Source organism: Vibrio scophthalmi (assembly GCF_040869025.1).
Classification (GTDB): Bacteria; Pseudomonadota; Gammaproteobacteria; order Enterobacterales; family Vibrionaceae; genus Vibrio; species Vibrio scophthalmi.
This window is the reverse complement of record NZ_CP134271.1, coordinates 2,602,486-2,625,409: the sequence shown is the minus strand read 5'-3', so window position 1 is coordinate 2,625,409 and position 22,924 is coordinate 2,602,486. Positions and strand designations below refer to the sequence as shown.

Below are 22,924 nucleotides of genomic sequence, written 5' to 3'. Positions count from 1 at the left end.
GGTGAACATACAATGCGCGGGCTAATGTATTTCTAGCGCGCAGCCAAATCAAGGTTGTGGCCCATCTTTTACGTAATCCTGTGATTGGCATCTGAAGTGTAAAGTGGAAAAAAAGCCACAATCATAGATTTTTATTCTACCAAACGTTATTTTGGTGTACTTTAATAAAGAAATTCAATTATTTTTAGGTTTTACACAATGCAAAATATCGGGATGTCGTCAAAACTCGACAATGTCTGCTATGACATTCGCGGACCAGTACTCAAACATGCTAAGCGCATGGAGGAAGAGGGGCATAAAATACTAAAACTCAACATTGGTAACCCTGCCCCATTTGGTTTTGACGCCCCTGATGAAATTTTAGTCGATGTAATCCGTAACTTGCCAACATCGCAAGGTTACTGCGACTCAAAAGGCATCTACTCTGCGCGTAAAGCCGTCGTACAGCATTATCAGAAAAAAGGCATTCGCTCACTCGACGTTGAAGATGTTTACATCGGCAACGGCGCCTCTGAACTCATCGTTATGTCAATGCAAGCGCTATTAAACAATGGCGATGAAATGCTCGTACCTGCACCTGACTATCCATTGTGGACAGCATCTGTCGCGCTATCAGGTGGCAAAGCGGTACATTACATCTGTGACGAAGAAGCAGATTGGTATCCAGATCTCGACGACATCAAGAGCAAAATCACACCAAAAACACGTGGTATTGTACTGATCAACCCGAACAACCCAACGGGCGCAGTTTACAGCCGTGATTTCCTACTAGAAGTCATTGAAATCGCTCGCCAGCACAAACTGATTATTTTTGCCGATGAGATCTACGACAAGGTACTTTACGATGGCGCAACGCATACTTCAGTGGCAACGCTTACTGAAGATGTTTTGGTTGTGACGTTTAACGGCCTATCAAAAGCGTACCGCGTTTGTGGTTTCCGTGGTGGTTGGATGTTCCTAACCGGACCTAAGCATCTTGCTCAAGGTTACATCGCCGGTTTAGAGATGCTCTCTTCAATGCGTCTGTGTGCCAACGTGCCAATGCAACATGCTATTCAAACGGCGCTGGGTGGCTATCAAAGCATTAATGAGTTGATTCTACCGGGTGGTCGCCTGCTTGAGCAGCGTGACCGCGCTTGGGAGTTGATTAACCAGATCCCAGGTATCTCTTGTGTGAAACCAAAAGGGGCAATGTACTTGTTCCCGAAAATCGACACTAAGAAATACAAAATCCACAATGACCAAAAAATGGTGCTCGATTTCTTGATTCAAGAAAAAGTGCTATTGGTACAAGGTACTGGCTTTAACTGGCCAAAACCAGATCACTTCCGCATTGTGACTTTGCCACACGTGGAAGATTTGGAAACGGCTATCGGTCGTTTTGAGCGCTTCATTTCAACTTACAGTCAGTAAGTAGCATTTCGCTCTCAAGTTTCATATTCTTAAAGGCACTCTAATGAGTGCCTTTTTTATTACGACTCTCCTCATTGGAAAAGGATGTAGCTATGAAAGAAAGTCATTTTTTTGCCCATCTAGCACGCATGAAGCTTATCCAGCGCTGGCCTCTGATGCGCTCTGTCTCAAGCGAAAACATTTCAGAACACAGCCTGCAAGTCGCTTTTGTTGCGCATGCTCTGGCACTGATCAAAAACAAAAAATTCGGCGGTAACTTAAATCCGGAGCGGATTGCTCTGTTGGGGATGTATCACGATACCAGTGAGGTATTAACCGGTGATCTGCCCACCCCGGTGAAGTACTACAGCCCAGAAATCGCTAAAGAGTACAAAAAGATTGAAGCGGCGGCGGAAAAGAAACTGCTGGCCATGTTGCCAGAAGAGTTTCAGCAAGACTTTGCCCCATATCTGATCTCAGAAAGTGCCCACAAAGAAGATGAAGTGATCGTCAAACAGGCTGACACCATCTGTGCTTACCTGAAATGCTTAGAAGAGCTCAGCGCAGGTAACCACGAATATGCGCTGGCAAAAAAACGCCTCGATATCACCTTGAAAGAGCGCTATACACCGGAAATGGATTACTTTCTCAATACTTTCGCACCGAGTTTTGAATTATCACTGGACGAAATTAGCTAACTGGCAGTAGTGTAAGGGATAAAGCGTAGAAAGGAGTGCAGAATGACATTTGAGATCAGTGAGTTATGGCAACAGCGCCATGATGATGAACACAAGCTTCGCCGCGATGATCACCGCAGCCCTTATCAACGCGATCGCGCTCGTATTTTGCACTCCGCAGCCTTTCGCCGCTTACAAGCCAAAACCCAAATCCACGGTACCAGTATCGATGATTTCCACCGCACTCGCCTGACCCACTCATTAGAGGCGGCTCAGATCGGTACTGGCATTGTGGCGCAAATCAAGAAAAAACAGCCAGAATTTCACAGCCTATTACCGACGGATAGTCTCATCGACTCTCTTTGCCTTGCGCATGATATTGGCCACCCACCCTATGGTCATGGTGGCGAAGTAGCACTCAACTATATGATGCGTGAGCATGGTGGTTTTGAGGGCAATGCACAGACGTTTCGCATTGTCACTCAGCTTGAGCCTTACACCGAAAAATTTGGTATGAACCTCGCCCGTCGCACATTATTAGGTTTACTAAAATACCCAGCATTACTGAGTAATACCTGCGCTCAGCAACAAGCGCCAGCGGTCAGTCATCAACGTAAGTTACGTGCCAAAGATTGGGCTCCGGCAAAAGGCATTTATGACTGTGACAAAGCCCTGTTCGATTGGGTCATTGCGCCACTCAAAGACGATGAAAAAGCGCTGTTTTCACAAATGCGTAGTGAAGATGTATCCGTCACAAAGCATAAGAAAACTCGCTTTAAATCACTAGACTGCTCAATCATGGAGTTAGCGGACGACATCGCCTATGGCGTGCATGATCTCGAAGATGCCATCGTGCTGGGCATGGTGAGTCGCCATCAATGGTTAGAAGCGGCGGCGAGTCAATTAGCAGAATGTGGCGACGCTTGGTTTGAACAAAATATCGCTTCCGTCAGCGAAATGCTCTTTGCTGGGCCGCACCACAAACGTAAAGATGCCATTGGCGGTATCGTTAACGCATTGTTGACCAGCATCTCCGTTAAACCGATTGATGCACCTTTCACTTCCCAGCTACTCGCGTTTAACGCGGTACTTGAGCCAAGCATGGCAAGAGCACTAGAGATTTTAAAAACATTCGTCAGCCAATATGTCATTCAAGCCCCCCACGTCCAATTGATGGAATACAAAGGGCAGCAGATTATTATGGATATTTTTGAAGCGCTTAGCGCTGACCCAGAACGTCTATTGCCGATTGAAACGCGCCAAGCATGGCAGATGATTGACTGTGAAGCGCAAGGGATGCGGATCATTGCTGATTACATATCATCGATGACAGATGGCCATGCGAAACGCTTCCACCAACAGCTTTTCTCTTCTCATTAAAACGCAAAACCGCCATGCTTTATCAAAGCGATGGCGGTCATCTAAATTCTTGAGCCAATCTTACATCATTCGTTGCGGTAGTTTTTCTCAAACACACCGGCTGGCATTTGATCAATTTGAAATTGAATCATGCGCTCAAAAGCGTCGATAAGCGGCGAAAAATCATTCTCCGGCTGCATAATGGAAAGAATATAATACCCTGCCTCAACCGTTGATAATGCATTGTCACTCGGCGCTTTGCGAATACGATAGTTGCCCTTCAGCTCTATCGGTAACCGCAACAATGGCAATGAATGCAAGTTGCTCGAAAGCTGCCACATTTTAAAGGCTTTCTTCCAAGTGCCATCCAATAGGATCACTCGCACCTTACCTTCACCACTAACCATCTCCGGCTGTGCTTCAATCGAACCTTCACCTGGGTACAAGACAAAATGGCGCACATCAGGCTCATTGAGTAACTGATTCAGTTCATCATGATCGGAGAAGTTTTCCCCTTCAAAATAGTGGCTGCTTGGTAGCGAAAGCGTCAGAATGCGAGCGGTCCCCATTGGGCGTTTTGCTTCTGATGGATGTTGAAGGATGATTAACTCAACATTCGATGCTAGGCTATGTATCCACTGACAAATACACGCTTTGAGTGATTTTCCGCATTGAGAACAATATCGAGACATGACGTGCAATTAATCTTCCTAGTAATGGGCGTAAGTGTATTGTGCTTCGGACTACAATTTGAGCCTTTGGCTTCACTCTCCGCCTGGCGATACGATTTAATCCCGGCGGGACAATGGTTGCGCATCCTAACAGGAAATTTCACTCATACCAACTTCAACCATCTGGCGATGAATTTAGCTGGCTTATGGATCATCTGCTTTATCTTTCGACCCAGTGTCCGTTCATTAAGTACATTACTCATTTTCATCAGTCTTAGCGTCGGAATTGGAATGCTATATAGTGATGTTCAAAGCTATGTCGGCCTATCTGGTACACTGCATGGACTCTTTGCTTATTACGCTTTGCGTGAAGCGTTGCAAGGTCGCTCATCCAGTTGGTTATTAGTCGTGGGAGTGGTCGCAAAAGTGAGCTGGGAGCTGACTATGGGGGCGAGTCAGTCCAGTATGGAACTGATCGGAACCCGCGTCGCCGTCGAGGCTCATCTCTTTGGTGTGATAAGCGGTATTGTTTTCGCGCTTATCTCCTATCCACTGTATAAAAATGCTCGCTAGCTCGCACTCACTCAGCGTCTAGTTGTTGCCTAAAAGCAAAAGCTTGATATGCTCATGATCTCGTAATTAGCCATACATAAATATAGTTATACACTCTCAATGACTACTACCGCTCAACGCCGTGAAGAGATCCTTCAACACATTCAAACTCATCAGAAAGGTGAAGTAAATTACTTTGCGCAGCATTATCAACTGTCTGAAGTCACTATACGTAACGACCTTAATTATCTAGAAAAAACCGGCTGTGTCACACGCTGCTATGGCGGTGCATTGCTCAATAATACATTTGCCTTTGAACAACCGCTTAATGACAAAAAACAACTCAACTGCAATATCAAAGCAAAGTTAGGTGAGTATGCAGCCTCGTTGATCCATGATGGCGACAAAGTGATTCTCGATTCAGGTTCAACAACCGAGCAAATTGCTCATCATTTAGCGCACAAGCAAGACGTGACGGTAATGACCAACGGTATCCACATTGCTTACCACTTAGCCAATAAACCCAACATCAGCGTGATGCTTACCGGCGGAGTGATTCGCGATAACTCTTACTCACTCCATGGCAAGAGTGCCGAGAGCCTTCTTAACGAGTTTCGCTTTAACACCTTGTTTATTGGCGTCGATGGCTTTGATATAGAGAGCGGCATTACCACGCCCCATCAAGGTGAAGCAGATATCAACCGAAAAATGATTGAAGCGGCTCAAACCATCATTGCAATCACCGATTCTTCGAAGTTTAACCGACAAAGTTTTTGCATGATTGCGCGACCAGAGCAATTGGATATGTTGATTACTGACAGCGGTATTCCACCGCATTATGTCACCAAGCTAACAGAGCTGGGTGTGGATGTGAGGATTATCGATGCTGGATAGAAAATATAAATACCGCAGATCGATTGAATGAAGTGACTGGAACAAGATGAGGAGAACTAGAAACTTACCTCAAAGTCACCAATAACTTGTTGATGTCTATTGATGATTTCTCCACGAGCCTGCCTCTCATCATAAGTAAAACCAATATCAAAATCAGAGACTTGACCTTGTACCAATACGTTTCTTAGTAAAATATCACTGTTGATTTGATGAGCCGTTGCTGACCAATTTCTGCTGTTTTCAAAAATTGTAAATTCTATTCTCATTTCGTACCTTGTGATTTGTTGAACGAAGCAGTTTTAACTTTGGCTTTGTGGAACCAAAAGCGATGACGACCAGATGAACGAGACATAATGTTTTTCCTTTGATTTATAATATGCACTTAAGCGTATAATTGTTTTATTACAAAAAAATTATGCTAAAAAGAAAAGTAATGAGAGCGAGTATGACGTTAGAACTTGATGAAAGAAGGCTCAACAAACGCAGATATTGATTGAACAAATCACGATGGAAGACAATCTGGCCAAGATTACTGATTGATTAGCTCATTTGACGATTCGTTAAATAGCGAATATTTAATGCCGAAAATCAAATACAGAGAATTAAATACAGAGAGTTAAATACAGAAAGTGGGATGCAGAGAATGAGCTCATAAGCTGTGAACAAATGAGTGCGAGCATCATATTAAAACAGTTGAAACGAAAGTGAGGAGGTTTACAGATACTTAGAGGTAAGATAGACACAAGCTGAACGAGTCAACTTGTGTCTGATCAAAAGATTACAGAGCTGTCACGTTAGACGCTTGTGGACCTTTTTGACCTTGCTCAACTTCGAAAGACACTTTTTGGCCTTCAGAAAGAGTTTTGAAACCTTCAGATGCGATAGCACGGAAGTGAACAAATACGTCTGCGCCGCCGTTGTCTTGAGAAATGAAACCGAAACCTTTCTCTTCGTTAAACCATTTAACGATACCAGTAGTTTTGTTTGACATGAGATGTCCCTTTTTAAAATTGTTTGTAATTTCGCTAAACGCGAGGACACTGTCTGATAAATTATTTAATCGCACGATGAAGCTAAGGGAATAACAGAGGTTTACAACACAAGAAGTATTCTGAAGATTTGCTTTACTAAATTGTTTCTTAAATAACTCTATCTAACAGAGCTGCGTGCATGATACATGAGAAAATCAGCTTGTAAAGCATTTTTAACCTTTATTACACTCCAATACGCCCCCTGAGCTGCACTTCAGCCCTATCATTTACTATTCATACTTAGCTGCTCATTTTCTCACAAGCGCTAGCCAGGATCATCGATAGCGACTGGGGCTACGGGCCTACACACCCCAGTACAAATGCAACCTGCATCATAAGCTCACACTACCATACCGTTCTGAGAACCCTAACATGCCTTTAGTTAGACTAAGTCATGAATTTTCAGCTCATCTCGCAATAAAAAATTAGCGTAATTTAAAGCGTAAATATTTTTTTGTGATCTCACGCACTCTTCACTTCGAAACCCTTTCGTTTTATCACTTTTATCACCCCCTTTCGGTTTTCCAATCAATAAAGTTAACACCCACAACCCTCTAGCCGCTCAACTCACGCTTTCAATTGAAAGAAATCCCTTTCACTTTACGCAAAGCGAAAGAGAAAAGAGCCGTAAACCGAAAGGTTAGTAGCTGTGATCTAGCTTTCACTTTTATTTTTCCTGCCCTGCTTTAATACCAATCAAAAGGAATCGAAGTGTTTCCATTATGAAATGAAACACAACGAAAGAAGAGGTGGTTCAATGACCAGTGCAGAGCGAAGACAGAAAATCATGGCGCATATCCGTAACCACGGAACTGGCAAAGTGGATGAATTTGTCAGCCAATTTAATGTGTCTGCAGTGACCATTCGTCATGACCTTAACTTACTGGAAAAAGAAGGCTGCGTTTTTCGTTGTTATGGTGGCGCCAATCTCAACCCCAACTTTGCCTTCGATCAACCACTTTATCGTAAAGACCAACTCAATCGCACTGCCAAACAATCCATCGCACTGGCTGCGGCGAATTTAGTTGGCGATGGTGAAGCGATCATCCTCGACTCCGGAACCACCATTGGCTTGATGCCGCAATACCTAACCAATAAGAAGCAATTGGTGGTAATGACCAACGCGCTCAATACCGCGTACCAACTCAGCAGCATCGAGACCATCGACTTACATGTCGTTGGCGGCAGCTTACGTCGCGCATCGTGTTCTTTAATTGGCCATCACGGTGAACAACAGATTCGCTCTTATTTGTTCGACAAGTTGTTTTTAGGTGTTGATGGCTTCGATCTTCAGACCGGCATTACCACCCCAGACAATCACGAAGCACAAATCAACCGAGCGATGTGTGACGTTGCGCGACAAGTTATCGCCGTCACAGACTCCAGCAAATTTGGCCGTAAGAGCTTTTGCATGATCCGCGCCGCCAATCAAATTGATGTGCTCGTCACTGACAGCAATATTCCACACGCCACTCACCAAGCCCTGCTTGAAATGGGTGTCGACGTCATTCTCGCCGACCAAACCGTAAATTAGGAATCATCATGAAATCGTTACTTAATCTAATAGAACAGCATAAACAAGGCCAATCGATCGGCATTTACTCCGTCTGTTCTGCGCACCCACTGGTTTTAGAAGCCGCGATTAAACAAGCAGCACAAGACCAACAACTGGTGCTGATTGAAGCGACATCAAATCAAGTGAATCAGTTTGGTGGCTATACAGGCATGACGCCACAAGATTTCGCCGACCATGTTTTTGCTTTAGCTGAACGTCTAAGTTTCCCAGCAGAGAAGATTGTCTTAGGTGGCGATCACCTTGGTCCTAACTGCTGGCAAGATCTTCCTGCACAACAAGCGATGGATTACTCAGAGCAAATGATCCACGACTACGTCTGCGCTGGCTTTAAAAAGATTCACCTTGATTGCTCAATGTCATGTGCCGACGATCAAACCCCATTGAGTGAATCAGTCATGGCTGAGCGTGCCGCTCGTCTGTGTTTGATTGCTGAGCAAGCATGGAAGAAAACGGGCGGAGAAGCACCACTTTATGTGGTCGGGACCGAAGTTCCTACACCTGGCGGTGCATTAGAGTCTCTCGAAGAAGAAGCGCTTGAGGTTACCAAACCCGAACAAGCATTAGCGACATTAGATGCCCATCACCAAGCCTTTAGCGATTTAGGCCTTGGCTATGTGTGGCCTCGCGTTATTGGCCTAGTGGTGCAACCGGGGGTCGAGTTTGATCATCACAACGTGCATCACTATGAGAGTGAAAAAGCACAATCGCTAAGCCGCATGATTGACAGCCAGCCTCACCTTGTCTTTGAAGCGCACTCAACCGATTACCAAAACCCAAGCGCCTACTCGCAGCTTGTACGTGATCATTTTGCGATTTTAAAAGTGGGCCCAGCTTTAACTTTTGCTCTGCGAGAAGCGTTATATGGTCTTGATCGTGCAGAGAAAGAGTGGCTAGGGACGCATCATGCCTCTCACCTGCGTGACACCATTGAGCAAGTCATGCATGAGCAACCTAACTACTGGCGCTCACACTATGCCAGCAAAGGCCATCAACAATTTCTTGATTGCAGCTACAGCTTAAGCGATCGCATTCGCTACTACTGGACACATCCAGAAGTTCAAGCTGCACAACAAGCCCTATTTGACCATTTAGCCGCTAAGCCATTACCGGTCACGCTACTGAGTCAGTATTTACCAAATCAGGCGAAAGCCATTTCTCAACAACAAATTGAAAACCAGCCCGCTGACATTGTAATTCACAAGATTATGGAAGTGACTGAGGTCTATTCCGCAGCCTGTTATTCAAATGCAGTGGTTTGCAAGGAGACGATGTAATGAACCTATTTCTAGGCTACGAACAGCCATGGTTAGAACAACATAATGGCATTCATACTGCAAAAGAAATTAGCCACCAGCCACGTCTATGGCGCGCATTGGCGGATATTTTAGAGCAGCAATACGATGCCGTTAGTGCCTTTTTAAATCCACTGCTCGCTCAACCAGAATTGCGCATCATTTTAACCGGTGCAGGCACGTCAGCCTTCGTCGGTGACGCCGCTGTTCCGTTTATTCAAGCCGGGTTACGTTTCCAAGTTGAATCGATTCCAACCACGGATATTGTCTCAAATCCAGAACAGTATCTAGATAGTAATCGACCAACCCTATTGGTTTCCTTTGCTCGTTCTGGCAATAGTCCAGAAAGCGTAGCTGCCGTAGCATTGGTCGATCAACTGGTGCCAAATTGTCACCACCTCTTTTTAACCTGTAATGGCGAAGGTGCATTGGCCCGTTATGCAGAAAATGCCGATAACGCCCACTGCCTGCTGATGCCTGAGGGGTCAAACGATAATAGCTTTGCCATGACATCAAGCTTCACCTGTATGTTGATGTCGGCATTCACCCTCTTTAGCGGTCAAACGCTCACGCAATGGCGCGATCAAATTGAAGCCACTGCCCGCTTATGTGATAGCAAACTGCAACAGTGGCCGCAAGCCATCAAACAGTTAGCTAAACAGCCTTATGAGCGTTTAATTGTACTTGGCAGTGGCGGCTTTGCTGGCCTTGCTCGTGAAGCTTCGTTGAAGTCTTTGGAATTGAGCGCAGGCAAAGTGATGACTACCTTTGATTCTTCCCTAGGTTTCCGTCACGGACCTAAATTCAGCATCAATGATAAGGCGCTGGTAATCCAACTATTTTCTAGTGACGAGTACACCCGCCAGTACGATTTAGATCTGTTCAATGAAATCCGTCGCGACAAACAAGCACTGGCTCATATCGCGATTTCAGAAAGCGCACTCAATGAAGAGGACGTCTTTGAGCTTGGCCAATTAGGTTTGGGCGATCAATGGCTCTGCTTCCCATACGTACTGTTCTGTCAAATTTTGGCGTTTGAAAAGTCACTCCAACTGGGTTACGGCCCTGACAATCCATGCCCAACCGGTGAAGTCAATCGCGTTGTGCAAGGTGTCACGATTTACCCATTGAATAAATAACCGATTTTATAAGGAATTTACCATGCCAAATATCGTATTAAGTCGCATTGATGAGCGTTTAGTCCACGGCCAAGTCGGCGTGCAATGGGTCGGTTTTGCTGATGCAAACATCGTGGTTGTCGTCAATGACGAAGTAGCTGAAGACTCCATCCAACAAAACCTGATGGAAATGGTGCTGGCAGATGGCATTGCCATTCGTTTCTGGAGCGTGCAAAAGACCATCGACACCATCCATAAGGCTTCTGATCGTCAACGAATTCTTCTTGTATGCCGCACACCAAAAGACTTCCGTCAATTGGTCGAAGGTGGCGTAGCAATTAGCAATATCAACGTAGGTAACATGCACTACATCGAAGGAAAAAAACAAATTGCCAAAACGGTTTCAGTGGGAACTGAAGACGTCGCGGAATTTGAAAAACTAAAAGCACTAGGGGTGAAGTGCACCATGCAAGGTGTGCCGACCGAAAGTGCAACAGACCTCTTTACTCTTATCTAATAATAAGGACACCAACCATGGAAATAGGACTCTTACAGGCAGTAATGCTCGGCATTCTCGCCTTCTTTGCTGGCCTAGATATGTTCAACGGCCTGACTCACTTCCACCGCCCAGTGGTACTTGGTCCGCTCGTTGGCCTAATTTTAGGCGATGTGCAAACCGGTATTCTTGTCGGTGGTACGCTGGAACTGATTTGGATGGGGCTTGCACCGCTTGCCGGCGCTCAACCACCAAACGTCATCATCGGCACCATCGTCGGAACGGCTTTCGCGATCACAACCCAAGTCGAGCCTAACGTTGCCGTTGGTGTTGCTGTACCGTTCGCCGTCGCTGTTCAAATGGGGATCACCCTACTCTTCTCAGCAATGTCTGCTGTGATGTCTAAATGTGATGAATACGCACAAAACGCGGATACCGATGGTATTGAACGTGTTAACTACATGGCGCTTGCTGTGCTGGGTAGTTTCTACTTCTTATGCGCATTTTTACCCGTCTACCTTGGCGCAGAACACGCAGGAAGAATGGTCGAAATTCTACCAAAAGATCTGATTGATGGCCTAGGCGTTGCGGGCGGCATTATGCCTGCGATTGGTTTCGCTGTTCTGATGAAGATCATGATGAAAAATGCCTACATCCCTTACTTCATCCTTGGTTTTGTTGCAGCCGCTTGGCTACAACTGCCAATCCTAGCGATTGCTGCAGCCGCAACTGCAATGGCAATTATCGACTTCATGCGTAAATCAGAACCAACTCCTGCACCAGCAGCGGGCTCAGCAGAGGACTTTGAAGATGGAATCTAATGTAAGCAAAGAGCTAAACCTAAACGTCACAGATCCTGCAGTACAACCTGCACCTGGTGTTTCTTCTGATGAATATGAAAACAAGGAAATTGGCGCTGAATTAAGTAAATCTGACATCAATAAGATGGCGTGGCGCTCACTACTACTCCAAGCCTCTTTTAACTATGAACGTATGCAAGCATCAGGTTGGTTATACGGCCTACTGCCTGCACTGAAGAAGATTCACACCAATAAAGCCGACTTATCTAAGGCGATGCAAGGCCACATGGGCTTCTTCAATACTCACCCATTCTTGGTGACCTTCGTGATGGGTATCGTACTGGCGATGGAACGTTCAAAACAGAACATCAACAGTATCCAAAGTACCAAGATTGCCGTGGGCGCACCAATGGGTGGCATCGGTGATGCGATGTTCTGGCTGACCCTATTGCCTATCTGCGGCGGTATCGGGGCTGATCTTGCGTTGCAAGGCTCAATCATGGGTGCGGTGTTCTTTATCGTCCTATTTAACGTGGTGCACTTTGGTCTGCGCTTTGGTCTTGCGCACTACGCCTACCGCATGGGTGTGGCGGCCATTCCAGTGATTAAAGCCAACACTAAAAAAGTTAGCCATGCCGCCTCAATGGTCGGTATGACCGTCATTGGCGCACTGGTTGCGACCTATGTTCGCTTATCAACCACGGCTGAAATTACAGCGGGCGACGCGGTAGTGAAACTACAGGCAGATGTGATTGACAAGCTAATGCCAGCCTTCCTACCACTGGTATACACGTTAACGATGTATGCCCTTGTGAAACGCGGTTGGAGCCCACTAAAACTGATAGGTCTAACCGTAACGCTCGCCATTGTTGGTCGCTTTATGGGCTTCCTATAGCGCTTAGCCACTTTCTGTAAACGAGAATTTAAAACGATAAAAGGGGCTGGCACGCCAGCCCCAAATAAGGAACGACAAATGATTGCTGTAATTTTATCTGGTCATGGTGGGTTTGCTTCTGGTATCGCGCAGGCGATTCATCAGGTGATTGGCGAGCAAGCTCAGTTCAAATTTATCGACTTCCCAGAAGAGTCAACAACCCCACAACTGGAAGCACAAATGCGCCAAGCCATCACGGATATCGATTCGGGTGAAGGGATTGTGTTTCTGACAGATTTATTAGGTGGAACGCCATTTCGCACCGCATCACTCCTGAGCCAAGAGCGCAATGATATCCAAGTGGTGACAGGAACTAACCTACAAATGGCGGCAGAAATGCTGCTCGAACGTGATGAACTCAATCTACTCGAATTTCGCGATCAAGCATTAGAGTGTGGCCACCGTGGTATCACTTCTTTAGCCGCTGAAATGGCATTACGTAATGAAAAAGAAGCCGTGGTAGAAGACGATGGAATCTAATCCCCGCCATTATCGAGTTCAGCGCCTACTGAATGGTGAAACTTGGCTCAATGATGCCGTTATCTCCGTCAATAGCGATGGCGTAATTAGTGCGATTGAGGCCTTTGATGTCGCCAAGCATTCAAGCGTGATTCACTTAGGTGACGTTAGCCTAATGCCCGGCATGATCGATAGCCATGTGCATGGTGCGAAAGGCTGTGATGTTATGGATGCAAACCATGACTCACTCAACACTATGTCTGAGTTTTTTGCCAGCCTTGGCGTCACCGCCTTCGCGGCTACCACAGTGACGGCGCCAGTTGCAAAAATTCGCGCAGCTCTAAAGCAAGTAGCCAAAAGCAAACAACAAGGGGTCAATGGGGCAGAAATTCTTGGTGCGTATTTAGAAGGGCCTTACTTCACCGAGAAAAACAAAGGTGCACACCCAACGGAATGGTTTCGTGAACTCTCGGTTGAAGAGCTTGAAAACTGGATTTCGTATTCTGATAACCAATTAATCACCGTCGCACTTGCGCCAGAAAAACACGGTGCGATTGAAGCCATTCGCTACTTACATGAGCAAGGTATCAAGGTCATGCTAGGTCATAGCGACGCCAGTTACGACCAAGTTAAACAAGCACTTGATGCCGGTGCAAGTGGCATTGTGCATTGCTACAACGGAATGCGTGGATTGCATCACCGCGATCCGGGAGTGGTTGGCGCAGGGCTTCTTCATCCAAACAGTTATGTAGAAATGATTGCCGATGGTCATCATGTTCATCCGGCGGCTATCGAAGTGGCTCACCGTTGTTGTGGCGCCCGTATGACACTCATTACTGATGCGATGTGCGCTGCGGGCATGCCCGATGGTGAATACACCCTCGGTGAATACCAAGTGCAGATGCAAGATGGTGTCGTCACCACTGATTCAGGCGGTTTGGCAGGCAGCACGTTGACCATGCTAACTGCGGTACAAAACATTCAACGTTGGCTCGACATTCCTCTTGAGCAAGCGTGGCTGATGGCGTCTTTGACCCCAGCAAAATCCTTAGGCTTACAACATCAATTAGGCACTTTAGAAGTCGGTAAACGCGCTTCAATGGTGGCTATTCATTCAGATTTTTCAATTGCAAAAACTTGGGTTAACGGACGTCTCGTATTCGATGCCATTGCAACACCAAGTCAGGAGGCTTTATGTATCTAATCTCTTCTCGTGAAATGCTTAAACGTGCTCAACAAGGCGGCTACGCGGTTCCTGCATTCAACATTCATAACCTTGAAACCGTTCAAGTGGTCGTCGAAACGGCTTCAGAAATGGGATCGCCTGTAATTCTTGCTGGCACGCCTGGCACCTACGATTACGCTGGTACAGATTATCTGATCAGCATCTGTAAAGAAGCGGCGCACAAGCACTCGATTCCTTTAGTATTGCACCTTGATCACCATGAAGATCAACAAGATATTCAACGTAAGGTACAACAAGGTATTCGCTCAGTCATGATTGATGGCTCGCACTATGCCTTCGACCAGAATATCGATATCGTTCGCTCTGTGGTGCAATACTGTAACCGTTTCGATGCCAGTGTCGAAGCAGAGTTAGGCCGCTTAGGGGGTCAAGAAGATGATTTAATCGTCGACAGTGCTGATGCCTTGATGACCGATCCAGCCTCCGCGGCAGAGTTCGTTCGCCGCACTGGTATTGATTCACTTGCAGTGGCGATTGGTACCGCGCATGGTCTTTATAAAGCAGAGCCAAGACTCGACTTTAATCGTTTAGAGAAAATTCGTTCCGTCGTCGATATTCCATTGGTATTGCATGGCGCTTCTGGCGTACCCGATGAGATGGTGCGTCGCTGTATTGACCTTGGTGTTTGTAAAGTGAACGTTGCTACTGAGCTCAAAATTGCTTTCGCTGATGCGGTAAAACAGTACTTCGTGCAACACCCTGATGCGAATGACCCTCGTAAGTACATCATTCCCGGTAAAGCAGCAATGAAAGAGGTAGTGATGAGTAAGATTCGTGTCTGTGGTAGTGAAGGTAAACTTTAAACCTAGCTCAAACGGCTTGATGTGATTAGACGCCGAATCGATATATCGCTCCTGAATATATAGACTCGTTATCACAGTGCATCAAGTAGGTAAGAGTAACACCATCCCCCCTATAGTCGGTGTTATAACAGGGAGCCTCTAGTCAAGGCTCCCTTTTTATTCTGTTGCTGATTTAGCGTAGAGATAAACCATTAAACAATCGGGCGTTGACCACGGTCGATAAGCTTCATCAGTACGTTGTCTGCCGCTTCGCCCATTAACGCTGCCAGTTTTGAAGTGATCTTTTTCTTCTCAACATAGTGCAGCGCTAAGACAGTTTTGTCTTTGCATGCTTCAACGACGATGTCATCAGAGGTTTTGATTTCATCAACAAGACCAAGAGTTAGCGCTTGGGTACCGAACCAATGCTCACCCGTTGCCACGTTTTCAAGATCAAGTTCTGGGCGACGTTCACGAATAAAATCTTTAAACAATACGTGGGTCTCTTCCAGTTCTTGCTTAAATTTATCACGCGCTTTATCGGTGTTTTCACCAAACATGGTTAGGGTGCGCTTAAACTCACCCGCGGTGATTTGCTCGTATTCAATATCGTATTTTTTCAGCACTTTATTGAAGTTAGGCAGCTGAGCTATCACGCCAATCGAACCGACAATCGCAAACGGAGCCGAAACAATCTTATCAGCGATACAGGCCATCATGTAGCCACCACTGGCTGCCACTTTATCAACGGAAATCGTCAATGGTAGACCAGCTGATTTAAGGCGATCCAGTTGAGATGACGCAAGACCATAGCCATGCACCATGCCGCCACCAGATTCAAGACGAAGCAGAACTTCATCACCTTCACGAGCTACGGCCAAAATCGCCGTCACTTCTTCACGTAGTGACGCGACTTCTTTTGCATCGATGCTGCCTTTGAAGTCAAGTACAAACAGATGAGCTTCACGTTTGCTTTCTAGCTCACCCTCTTTCACTGCTTGTTTGATCTCTTTTTCGCGCGCTTTGTGCTTCTCTTTCTCTTCTTTCTTTTCCGCTTTGTCACGCGCTTTTAGAAAGGCTTCATCATGTAAATGATGCTCTAATTGCTCAACCGTGTGTTTGTGTTGCTCGGTTAAATTAGTGATTTCTAGTTCGCCTTTCGACGCACCACTTTTACCACCAACACTTTTTACAATGATTAAAATCGCCACCAATGCGACTACCACAGTCACAATCTTGGCCAAAAATAGGCCGTAGTCCAACAAAAATTCCAAGCTGAATATCCTCTCACTGTGCGAATTGCTGTATTGTAACCATCTTGTCACGAAGACATAAAGCAGTTCATAACAATAAGGAAGCATAGCGTGGATTATTCAGTAGCTGACAACGCCTTAAAAGATAAAGTCATTCTTGTTACAGGCGCTGGCGCTGGTATTGGAAAACAAGCCGCCATCAGTTTTGCCCAACATGGCGCAACCGTCATATTATTAGGGCGTACCGTTAAAAAGCTTGAACAAACCTATGATGAGATTGAGCAAGCTGGCTACCCACAACCGGCCATCATTCCGCTCGATATGAAAGGCGCCAGTAAGCAAAACTACTTGGATATGGTCGATACCATTGAAAGTCAATTTGGCCGACTTGATGGCGTACTGCATAACGCCAGTATTCTTGGTGTGATTAGCCCATTTGATCAAATTGGCGAAGACAGCTTTGATGACGTAATGCAAATCAACGTAAAAGCGCAATTTCTTCTCTCACAAGCGGTACTACCATTGCTACACAAAGCATCGGATGCACGCATGGTGTTCACTTCATCCACTGTGGGTCATGTCGGTCGTGCTTTCTGGGGCACTTATGCGATGTCAAAATTTGCCACCGAAGGCATGATGCAAGTTCTCGCAGATGAGCTCAGCGATACGAACATTCGCGTCAATGCGATTAATCCGGGCGGCACTCGTACGGGTATGCGTGCAAAAGCCTTCCCCGCAGAAGATAGTGATTTACTGAAAACACCGTTAGATATTATGCCACTCTACCTCTATTTGATGGCGCCTGAGGGCAAAGCGATTCACGGTCAATGCATCGATGCTCAACCGAAAAAATAACTAGCCTGACTTCAACGCCTTGTGATCCCACAAGGCGTTTTTCATTCTATCCCCTCTTGCAGTGTTTACAGGATAAATTATACTGTATAAGTATACAGGTACATTTATTCAACAACTGCCTATGTCTGAACTTATCGAACACCTAAAACAGAAACACGGATTGTGGCAAGGTAACGCCCAACATCAGCCTATAGACGCTCACTCAACGGGATTTGCGTTGCTGGACTGCAAATTAGAAGGTGGCTTTCCAAAACAGGGCGTCATTGAACTGCAAAGCGTGACTGGTATTGGTGAACTGAGGCTACTATTGCCGCACCTGTTAAACAGCAGCAAAGAGCGTATGAGTGTTTTCATTCAGCCGCCTGGCTACCTCTGCGCAGAAATGTTGGTCGAGCAAGGTTTCGATCTCGACCAGATATTGCTCATCTACCCAGACAACCCACAACATGCGTTATGGGCCGCCGAGCAATGCCTCAAAAGCGGCGCTTGTAGCAATGTATTACTTTGGCAATCTGAGCTGGAAGTACACCAAGCGCGTCGTTTACAAGTCGCCAGTGAAACCGGCCGCTGCTTGCACTTTTTATTCAAACAGCCACAACAACACCTATTCTCTCTTCCTGTGAGTTTAAGTATGCGCTTAGAGCCGCATCATCACGGACTAACCGTGACTATCACCAAACGTAAAGGGGGTTGGCCACATGGCAGTTTTGTCCTCGATATGCGTTCGCGCTGGTCGCAATTAGTGATTGCAGAGCCACAACCGGTCGTGATCCCTTTCCCGCTGCGCAAACAAGGCTAAACGATGCAATTATGGCTTTACCTACATTTTCCAACCCTGCAGTTGGATGCCCTCTTTGCTGAGCAAAACGGCCAAGCGATGGTGATCGTGGATGGGCAGCACTTTCAAATTGTGCAAGTCAACCCAGTCGCATTAGAGCTTGGCATTAAGGCCGGGATGGGGCTTGGTAGCGCCAGTGCCCTTTGCCATGAATTACAAGTACACCCTTATGATGCAAAGCAAGAGCAGCAAACCTTGGTCGATATCGCTCAATGGCTCTACTTGGTCACCTCCGATATTGTGTTACTTCCCCCGCAAGGGCTGTTACTCAAGGTTACCGATATGCTGTGCCTGTATGGGGGCATTGAGGCTTATTGGCAAACTTTATCGCAACATCTGGATAAGCTGGGCTATCGCTACGACTATTCCACTGGTTTTTCTCCCTATTCGGCGATGTTATTCGCCAAATCGGCCACCATGCTTATCTGTGATGATAAAGAACAGCTCATGGCGAGCTTGCAACCTTTCTCGCTCACTTGCACCGAACTGGCTGAGAAACAAGTCACCGCTTTGCAACGAGTAGGCGTAAATACCCTCGCGGATTTACTGAGCTTACCCATGTCTGAGTTAGCGCGCCGCTTTGATATCGATTTAGTCAATTACGTCGGTAGATTACTGGGGCAATTCAAACATCCATTGGCCTTCTATCATCCACCAGAGAAATTTCATAGCTATCTTGAGTTACTCTACGAGATTGAGAATATTCAGTGGTTAGAAAGACCACTCAAAAAGTTACTTGAACGCTTAGAGCTGTTCTTAACTTTGAGAAATCATATCGCCTATGAGTTGCAACTCACTTTGCATCAACGAGATAAACAAAACGATACCATCATTTTTACCTCGGCCTGTGGCGATGCAATGGCCAAACATTGGCTGAAGCTGTGCCAACTCACATTAGAATCACTCAAACTCACCGCACCAGTACAAGGCTTAACCTTAGCGATCGTGAGGGGTGGCGCGTTAGAAGCCACCAGCAAAGATATGTTTAACGGTCCACAAGGCCAGCAGTCACCACTGGAATTGGTTAGCCTATTGCAAGCCAAGTTAGGCAAAGAGAAAGTTCGTAAAGTGGCACTAAGCCAAGATCCGCGTCCAGAAAAGGCAACTCAACTGTGTGACCCAACACAATCAACACCACCGATTACTCGTCGTCATATTGCACGTTGCCGCCCCAGTTTTTTATTGCCTGAACCCGCGCCTTTGCAAGAAAAAGTCTCCATCATTCAAGGCCCTGAACGCTTTGTCACTGGCTGGTGGGATGGTGGCGACATCACCCGTGATTACTTTATTGTCCGTAGTGAACAAGGTCGCTGGTTATGGGTTTTTCGCAATCAAGACAAACAGTGGTTTCTCCACGGTCAATTCAGTTAAACGGAGAAAACCATGGCCTATGCTGAGCTTTTTTGTCAGAGCAATTTCTCATTTCTTTGTGGAGCTTCACACGCTGAGGAACTGATTTTACAAGCGGATTTTCTCCGCTATCGCGCACTCGCCATTACCGATGAATGCTCGGTCGCAGGCGTAGTGCGAGCGCATACTGCTATCAAAAATCACCAACTTGGCGTGCAATTAATTATTGGCAGTATGTTTTGGCTTAACGAGGAGTGCCAAGTGGTGCTGATCTGCCCTAATCGACAGGCCTATGCCGAGTTATGCCGCATTATTACCAATGCCCGTCGTCGCAGTGAGAAAGGCCACTATCAGCTTTCTGAGTGGGATCTGATGTCCATTCGCCACTGTTTCATTCTCTGGTTGCCCGCTCCTCCACAGCCGGAGCATAAACAAACCGACCTCAAGTGGGGTCAATGGCTAGCTCAGCATCATCAGCATCGCTTATGGATTGGTGTACAACGCCATCTTGGCAGTAATGATCACGCCTACCTACAACACTGCCAATACTTAGCGGCCGAATTGCAATTACCTATCACCGCTTGTGGTGGCGTATTAATGCATACTGCCACTCGTCTGCCTTTGCAGCATACGCTCACGGCCATTAAACATGGCGGCAATCTTGATACTATTAGCGGTCATCTTTTGGTCAACACAGAGCGCTCACTGCGCAGCATCGATAAACTCAGCAAATTGTTTAAAGCTGAATGGTTGGCAGAAAGCAGCCTCATTGCTCAGCGCTGCAATTTCAGTTTGGCCGAACTCAAATATGAGTACCCCAGCGAACTGATCCCAGATGGTGAAACCCCAATGAGCTATTTGCGTAGATTAGTTAACGATGGCAAGCGACGACGCTTTGTTGATGGTATACCCAGTGATATTGAACAGACGATAGAAAAAGAGCTGAGCTTAATCGAAGAGCTCAACTATCCTTTTTATTTTTTAACCATTCACGACATTGTCATGTTTGCGAAACGGAGCAAAATCCTCTATCAAGGCCGAGGCTCTGCGGCCAACTCGGTGGTCTGTTATTGCTTAGAGATCACCTCAGTTGATCCACGCCAAATATCAGTATTGTTTGAACGCTTTATCAGTAAAGAGCGCGATGAGCCGCCAGATATTGATGTGGATTTTGAACATCATCGACGCGAAGAAGTGATTCAATACATTTATAAAAAATATGGTCGAGAACGTGCAGCACTTGCCGCTACCGTCATCTCATATCGTTTTAAGAGCGCAGTTCGTGATGTCGGCAAAGCGCTGGGGATCGAAGAGAGCCAACTTGATTATTTTATTAAAAACATCAATCGCCGCGATCGCGCTCAAGGCTGGCAGGCACAAATCGTTCAACTTGGTATCGAGCCAAGCTCACTCAAAGGCGAGCAGTTTATCGGGTTGGTTAACGAAATCATGGGCTTTCCTCGCCACCTATCTCAGCATGTGGGTGGTTTTGTCATCTCTTCAGGGCCTCTCTACGAGCTTGTGCCTGTTGAGAATGCCTCTATGCCTGATCGCACCGTTATTCAATGGGATAAAGATGACCTCGAAAGCCTTTCCTTACTCAAGGTCGATGTTTTAGCACTTGGTATGCTCAGTGCAATCCGTAAATGTTTTGCACTCATAGAGCGCTTTCATGGCGAGTCGTTGTCGATCGCGGAAATCACCCGTCGCCAAGATGATGCTAACGTTTATGGCATGATCCAACGCGCCGATACCGTTGGCGTCTTCCAGATCGAGTCACGGGCACAAATGAGCATGCTACCAAGGCTCAAACCCGCCAGTTACTACGACTTAGTGATTCAAATCGCCATTGTGCGGCCGGGGCCAATACAGGGTGATATGGTACATCCATTTTTAAAACGTCGCCGTGGTGAAGAAGCTATTAGCTATCCATCAGAAGAAGTAAAACAAGTGCTTGAACGCACCATGGGCGTCCCTATTTTCCAAGAGCAAGTGATTAAACTGGCGATGGTTGCCGCCGGCTTTTCCGGTGGTGAAGCGGATCAACTACGCCGCGCCATGGCCGCTTGGAAGAAAAATGGCAATCTGGTTAAATTTAAAACCAAACTGATTAACGGCATGATCAGCCGTGGCTACGAATTGGACTTTGCTGAACGCCTCTTTGAACAAATACTAGGCTTTGGTGAATACGGCTTTCCAGAGAGTCATTCCGCCTCCTTCGCGGTGTTGGCTTATTGCTCTGCATGGCTCAAATTTTATTATCCTGAAGCCTTCTATACCTCGCTACTCAACAGCTTACCAATGGGGTTTTATAGCGCCTCACAGCTGGTGCAAGATGCACAGCGCCACGGCCTCACTATTTTGCCAATCTGCATTAATCATTCACTCTACGATCATCAAGTGATCGCACAATCGCAAGGGTTGGCTATTCGCCTTGGTTTTCGCCAAATTAAAGGGCTAAGCCAAACCAGTTGTCAGCAATTACTCAAAGCCCGAGGGCAAGGACACTTTAGCCATCCGCAGCAGCTAAAACATATTGGACTGAATAAGCGAGACATCGAGTTACTAGCGTCAGCCAATGCATTTCATACCATCGCACACAACCGTTATCAAACTCGTTGGTCGATGATGGACTCACTTTCTGATTTACCGCTGTTTCAACACATTGAAGATGCCACGACGACCCATATCAGTGCGCCTAGCGACACACAAACCTTGATCGAAGATTACTCTGCTACGGGGTTATCCTTAACTCAACATCCGATTAGTCTATTAGATCAAGCGGGCGTATTGGGCCGCTTTACTCGCATGAATCAGCTCGCCAATAAAACGCATCAATCATTGGTAACGGTCGTTGGTGTTGTAACGGGGAGGCAGTCACCAGGAACAGCCGCTGGCGTCACCTTTTTCACTCTCGAAGATGATACTGGCAACATTAATGTCGTGGTATGGCAAGCTACCGCAAGAGCGCAACAACAGGCATATTTGGCCGCGAAAATTTTACGGGTGAAAGGCACTTTAGAACGCGAGGGCAACGTAATTCATGTCATTGCAGGCCGACTGGAGGACTTAACCAATCAACTCCATGAACTCGATAGCCGATCTCGTGATTTTCATTAATATCATCAGCAAAAAGCAAAAAGCAAAAAGCAAAAAGGAGCCAAAAGGCTCCTTTTAAAATTACCTATGACAAGTTACAACTCGTCGTCAGCGTCCGTACTTCTTTTCTTGTATTCCCTATACAATAACAAGCCTAAGGTCATCACAACCTTCGACGTTAACCATATCATGCTTAGGAACTACCTTAAGGTTTCTGATGAAAAGTTGAATTTGATAGTTACACTCTATT

22 protein-coding genes are annotated in these 22,924 nt (G+C 46.2%); 18 read left to right on the top strand and 4 right to left on the bottom strand.

Annotated elements, in window-relative coordinates; genetic code table 11:
• Window positions 1–198 precede the first annotated feature (198 nt).
• The 3 genes from RJD38_RS12100 to RJD38_RS12090 all read left to right on the top strand — a co-directional run bounded on the left by RJD38_RS12100 (window position 199) and on the right by RJD38_RS12090 (window position 3,449).
• On the top strand, window positions 199–1,413 hold the full coding sequence (locus RJD38_RS12100; protein WP_005596023.1) for a pyridoxal phosphate-dependent aminotransferase: 1,215 nt from the start codon (window positions 199–201) through the stop codon (window positions 1,411–1,413).
• 92 nt (window positions 1,414–1,505) lie between these two features.
• Window positions 1,506–2,090: a 5'-deoxynucleotidase gene (yfbR, locus tag RJD38_RS12095; RefSeq protein ID WP_005596022.1), complete on the top strand. Its 585-nt coding sequence runs from the start codon at window positions 1,506–1,508 to the stop codon at window positions 2,088–2,090.
• Window positions 2,091–2,132: 42 nt separating this feature from the next.
• Window positions 2,133–3,449, top strand: coding sequence for an anti-phage deoxyguanosine triphosphatase (locus RJD38_RS12090; protein WP_065545474.1), 1,317 nt, complete (start codon window positions 2,133–2,135; stop codon window positions 3,447–3,449).
• Between the two features lie 65 nt (window positions 3,450–3,514).
• On the opposite strand, the gene RJD38_RS12085 is transcribed toward RJD38_RS12090, so the two are convergent.
• Window positions 3,515–4,120: a tRNA-uridine aminocarboxypropyltransferase gene (locus tag RJD38_RS12085; RefSeq protein ID WP_009387198.1), complete on the bottom strand. Its 606-nt coding sequence runs from the start codon at window positions 4,118–4,120 to the stop codon at window positions 3,515–3,517.
• Window positions 4,121–4,144: 24 nt separating this feature from the next.
• On the opposite strand from RJD38_RS12085, the gene rrtA reads away from it, so the two are divergent.
• Entirely contained in the window at window positions 4,145–4,672 is a 528-nt protein-coding gene (gene rrtA / locus RJD38_RS12080) for a rhombosortase (RefSeq protein WP_190275921.1), read from the top strand.
• A gap of 99 nt (window positions 4,673–4,771) precedes the next feature.
• Window positions 4,772–5,545: a transcriptional repressor AgaR gene (gene agaR, locus RJD38_RS12075; protein WP_005596016.1), complete on the top strand. Its 774-nt coding sequence runs from the start codon at window positions 4,772–4,774 to the stop codon at window positions 5,543–5,545.
• 56 nt (window positions 5,546–5,601) lie between these two features.
• On the opposite strand, the gene RJD38_RS12070 is transcribed toward agaR (RJD38_RS12075), so the two are convergent.
• Entirely contained in the window at window positions 5,602–5,811 is a 210-nt protein-coding gene (locus RJD38_RS12070) for a hypothetical protein (protein ID WP_009387200.1), read from the bottom strand.
• Window positions 5,812–6,323: 512 nt separating this feature from the next.
• Window positions 6,324–6,536 (bottom strand): cold-shock protein, encoded by a 213-nt coding sequence (locus RJD38_RS12065; RefSeq protein ID WP_005596011.1) that lies wholly within the window; start codon window positions 6,534–6,536, stop codon window positions 6,324–6,326.
• A 797-nt stretch (window positions 6,537–7,333) separates the two neighbouring features.
• Between RJD38_RS12065 and agaR (RJD38_RS12060) the strand changes: the two genes are divergently transcribed.
• The 9 genes from agaR (RJD38_RS12060) (at window position 7,334) to RJD38_RS12020 (ending at window position 15,300) form a co-directional block, all read left to right on the top strand.
• Window positions 7,334–8,110: a transcriptional repressor AgaR gene (gene agaR / locus RJD38_RS12060; protein WP_065545475.1), complete on the top strand. Its 777-nt coding sequence runs from the start codon at window positions 7,334–7,336 to the stop codon at window positions 8,108–8,110.
• Window positions 8,111–8,118: 8 nt separating this feature from the next.
• Window positions 8,119–9,426 (top strand): D-tagatose-bisphosphate aldolase, class II, non-catalytic subunit, encoded by a 1,308-nt coding sequence (locus RJD38_RS12055; RefSeq protein WP_065545476.1) that lies wholly within the window; start codon window positions 8,119–8,121, stop codon window positions 9,424–9,426.
• The gene (locus tag RJD38_RS12050; protein ID WP_065545477.1) at window positions 9,426–10,583 is read left to right on the top strand and encodes an SIS domain-containing protein; all 1,158 of its coding nucleotides are present in this window, start codon (window positions 9,426–9,428) and stop codon (window positions 10,581–10,583) included. Before RJD38_RS12055 ends, RJD38_RS12050 begins: the two co-directional genes overlap by 1 nt.
• 22 nt (window positions 10,584–10,605) lie before the next feature.
• Window positions 10,606–11,079 (top strand): PTS N-acetylgalactosamine transporter subunit IIB, encoded by a 474-nt coding sequence (gene agaV, locus RJD38_RS12045; protein WP_065545478.1) that lies wholly within the window; start codon window positions 10,606–10,608, stop codon window positions 11,077–11,079.
• A 17-nt stretch (window positions 11,080–11,096) separates the two neighbouring features.
• The gene (gene agaW, locus RJD38_RS12040; RefSeq protein WP_009387204.1) at window positions 11,097–11,879 is read left to right on the top strand and encodes a PTS N-acetylgalactosamine transporter subunit IIC; all 783 of its coding nucleotides are present in this window, start codon (window positions 11,097–11,099) and stop codon (window positions 11,877–11,879) included.
• Complete coding sequence (gene agaE / locus RJD38_RS12035; RefSeq protein WP_005596001.1) at window positions 11,869–12,753, top strand: PTS N-acetylgalactosamine transporter subunit IID; 885 nt, start codon at window positions 11,869–11,871, stop codon at window positions 12,751–12,753. Before agaW ends, agaE begins: the two co-directional genes overlap by 11 nt.
• 78 nt (window positions 12,754–12,831) lie before the next feature.
• Window positions 12,832–13,272, top strand: a complete 441-nt coding sequence (gene agaF, locus RJD38_RS12030; protein ID WP_009387205.1) for a PTS galactosamine/N-acetylgalactosamine transporter subunit IIA — start codon at window positions 12,832–12,834, stop codon at window positions 13,270–13,272.
• On the top strand, window positions 13,262–14,455 hold the full coding sequence (nagA, locus tag RJD38_RS12025; RefSeq protein ID WP_065545479.1) for an N-acetylglucosamine-6-phosphate deacetylase: 1,194 nt from the start codon (window positions 13,262–13,264) through the stop codon (window positions 14,453–14,455). Before agaF ends, nagA begins: the two co-directional genes overlap by 11 nt.
• Window positions 14,446–15,300, top strand: coding sequence for a tagatose bisphosphate family class II aldolase (locus RJD38_RS12020; protein WP_065545480.1), 855 nt, complete (start codon window positions 14,446–14,448; stop codon window positions 15,298–15,300). The genes nagA and RJD38_RS12020 overlap by 10 nt, the downstream gene beginning before the upstream one ends.
• Before the next feature lie 191 nt (window positions 15,301–15,491).
• Here RJD38_RS12020 and sohB read toward each other — a convergent pair whose 3' ends face one another.
• Window positions 15,492–16,553 (bottom strand): protease SohB, encoded by a 1,062-nt coding sequence (sohB, locus tag RJD38_RS12015; protein ID WP_065545481.1) that lies wholly within the window; start codon window positions 16,551–16,553, stop codon window positions 15,492–15,494.
• Window positions 16,554–16,643: 90 nt separating this feature from the next.
• Between sohB and RJD38_RS12010 the strand changes: the two genes are divergently transcribed.
• The 4 genes from RJD38_RS12010 to RJD38_RS11995 all read left to right on the top strand — a co-directional run bounded on the left by RJD38_RS12010 (window position 16,644) and on the right by RJD38_RS11995 (window position 22,695).
• Entirely contained in the window at window positions 16,644–17,387 is a 744-nt protein-coding gene (locus tag RJD38_RS12010) for a YciK family oxidoreductase (RefSeq protein WP_005595996.1), read from the top strand.
• Between the two features lie 121 nt (window positions 17,388–17,508).
• Complete coding sequence (gene imuA, locus RJD38_RS12005; RefSeq protein WP_065545482.1) at window positions 17,509–18,186, top strand: translesion DNA synthesis-associated protein ImuA; 678 nt, start codon at window positions 17,509–17,511, stop codon at window positions 18,184–18,186.
• 3 nt (window positions 18,187–18,189) lie between these two features.
• Window positions 18,190–19,596 (top strand): Y-family DNA polymerase, encoded by a 1,407-nt coding sequence (locus tag RJD38_RS12000; RefSeq protein WP_065545483.1) that lies wholly within the window; start codon window positions 18,190–18,192, stop codon window positions 19,594–19,596.
• Window positions 19,597–19,608: 12 nt separating this feature from the next.
• The gene (locus RJD38_RS11995; RefSeq protein WP_065545484.1) at window positions 19,609–22,695 is read left to right on the top strand and encodes an error-prone DNA polymerase; all 3,087 of its coding nucleotides are present in this window, start codon (window positions 19,609–19,611) and stop codon (window positions 22,693–22,695) included.
• Window positions 22,696–22,924: the final 229 nt, after the last annotated feature.

Bases quoted from the DNA above. Each gene is read 5' to 3' on its own strand.
- RJD38_RS12100 (WP_005596023.1), top strand. From the start codon at position 199: ATGCAAAATATCGGGATGTCGTCAAAACTCGACAATGTCTGCTATGAC.
- yfbR (WP_005596022.1), top strand. From the start codon at position 1,506: ATGAAAGAAAGTCATTTTTTTGCCCATCTAGCACGCATGAAGCTTATC.
- RJD38_RS12090 (WP_065545474.1), top strand. From the start codon at position 2,133: ATGACATTTGAGATCAGTGAGTTATGGCAACAGCGCCATGATGATGAA.
- RJD38_RS12085 (WP_009387198.1), bottom strand. From the start codon at position 4,120: ATGTCTCGATATTGTTCTCAATGCGGAAAATCACTCAAAGCGTGTATT.
- rrtA (WP_190275921.1), top strand. From the start codon at position 4,145: ATGGGCGTAAGTGTATTGTGCTTCGGACTACAATTTGAGCCTTTGGCT.
- agaR (WP_005596016.1), top strand. From the start codon at position 4,772: ATGACTACTACCGCTCAACGCCGTGAAGAGATCCTTCAACACATTCAA.
- RJD38_RS12070 (WP_009387200.1), bottom strand. From the start codon at position 5,811: ATGAGAATAGAATTTACAATTTTTGAAAACAGCAGAAATTGGTCAGCA.
- RJD38_RS12065 (WP_005596011.1), bottom strand. From the start codon at position 6,536: ATGTCAAACAAAACTACTGGTATCGTTAAATGGTTTAACGAAGAGAAA.
- agaR (WP_065545475.1), top strand. From the start codon at position 7,334: ATGACCAGTGCAGAGCGAAGACAGAAAATCATGGCGCATATCCGTAAC.
- RJD38_RS12055 (WP_065545476.1), top strand. From the start codon at position 8,119: ATGAAATCGTTACTTAATCTAATAGAACAGCATAAACAAGGCCAATCG.
- RJD38_RS12050 (WP_065545477.1), top strand. From the start codon at position 9,426: ATGAACCTATTTCTAGGCTACGAACAGCCATGGTTAGAACAACATAAT.
- agaV (WP_065545478.1), top strand. From the start codon at position 10,606: ATGCCAAATATCGTATTAAGTCGCATTGATGAGCGTTTAGTCCACGGC.
- agaW (WP_009387204.1), top strand. From the start codon at position 11,097: ATGGAAATAGGACTCTTACAGGCAGTAATGCTCGGCATTCTCGCCTTC.
- agaE (WP_005596001.1), top strand. From the start codon at position 11,869: ATGGAATCTAATGTAAGCAAAGAGCTAAACCTAAACGTCACAGATCCT.
- agaF (WP_009387205.1), top strand. From the start codon at position 12,832: ATGATTGCTGTAATTTTATCTGGTCATGGTGGGTTTGCTTCTGGTATC.
- nagA (WP_065545479.1), top strand. From the start codon at position 13,262: ATGGAATCTAATCCCCGCCATTATCGAGTTCAGCGCCTACTGAATGGT.
- RJD38_RS12020 (WP_065545480.1), top strand. From the start codon at position 14,446: ATGTATCTAATCTCTTCTCGTGAAATGCTTAAACGTGCTCAACAAGGC.
- imuA (WP_065545482.1), top strand. From the start codon at position 17,509: ATGTCTGAACTTATCGAACACCTAAAACAGAAACACGGATTGTGGCAA.
- RJD38_RS12000 (WP_065545483.1), top strand. From the start codon at position 18,190: ATGCAATTATGGCTTTACCTACATTTTCCAACCCTGCAGTTGGATGCC.
- RJD38_RS11995 (WP_065545484.1), top strand. From the start codon at position 19,609: ATGGCCTATGCTGAGCTTTTTTGTCAGAGCAATTTCTCATTTCTTTGT.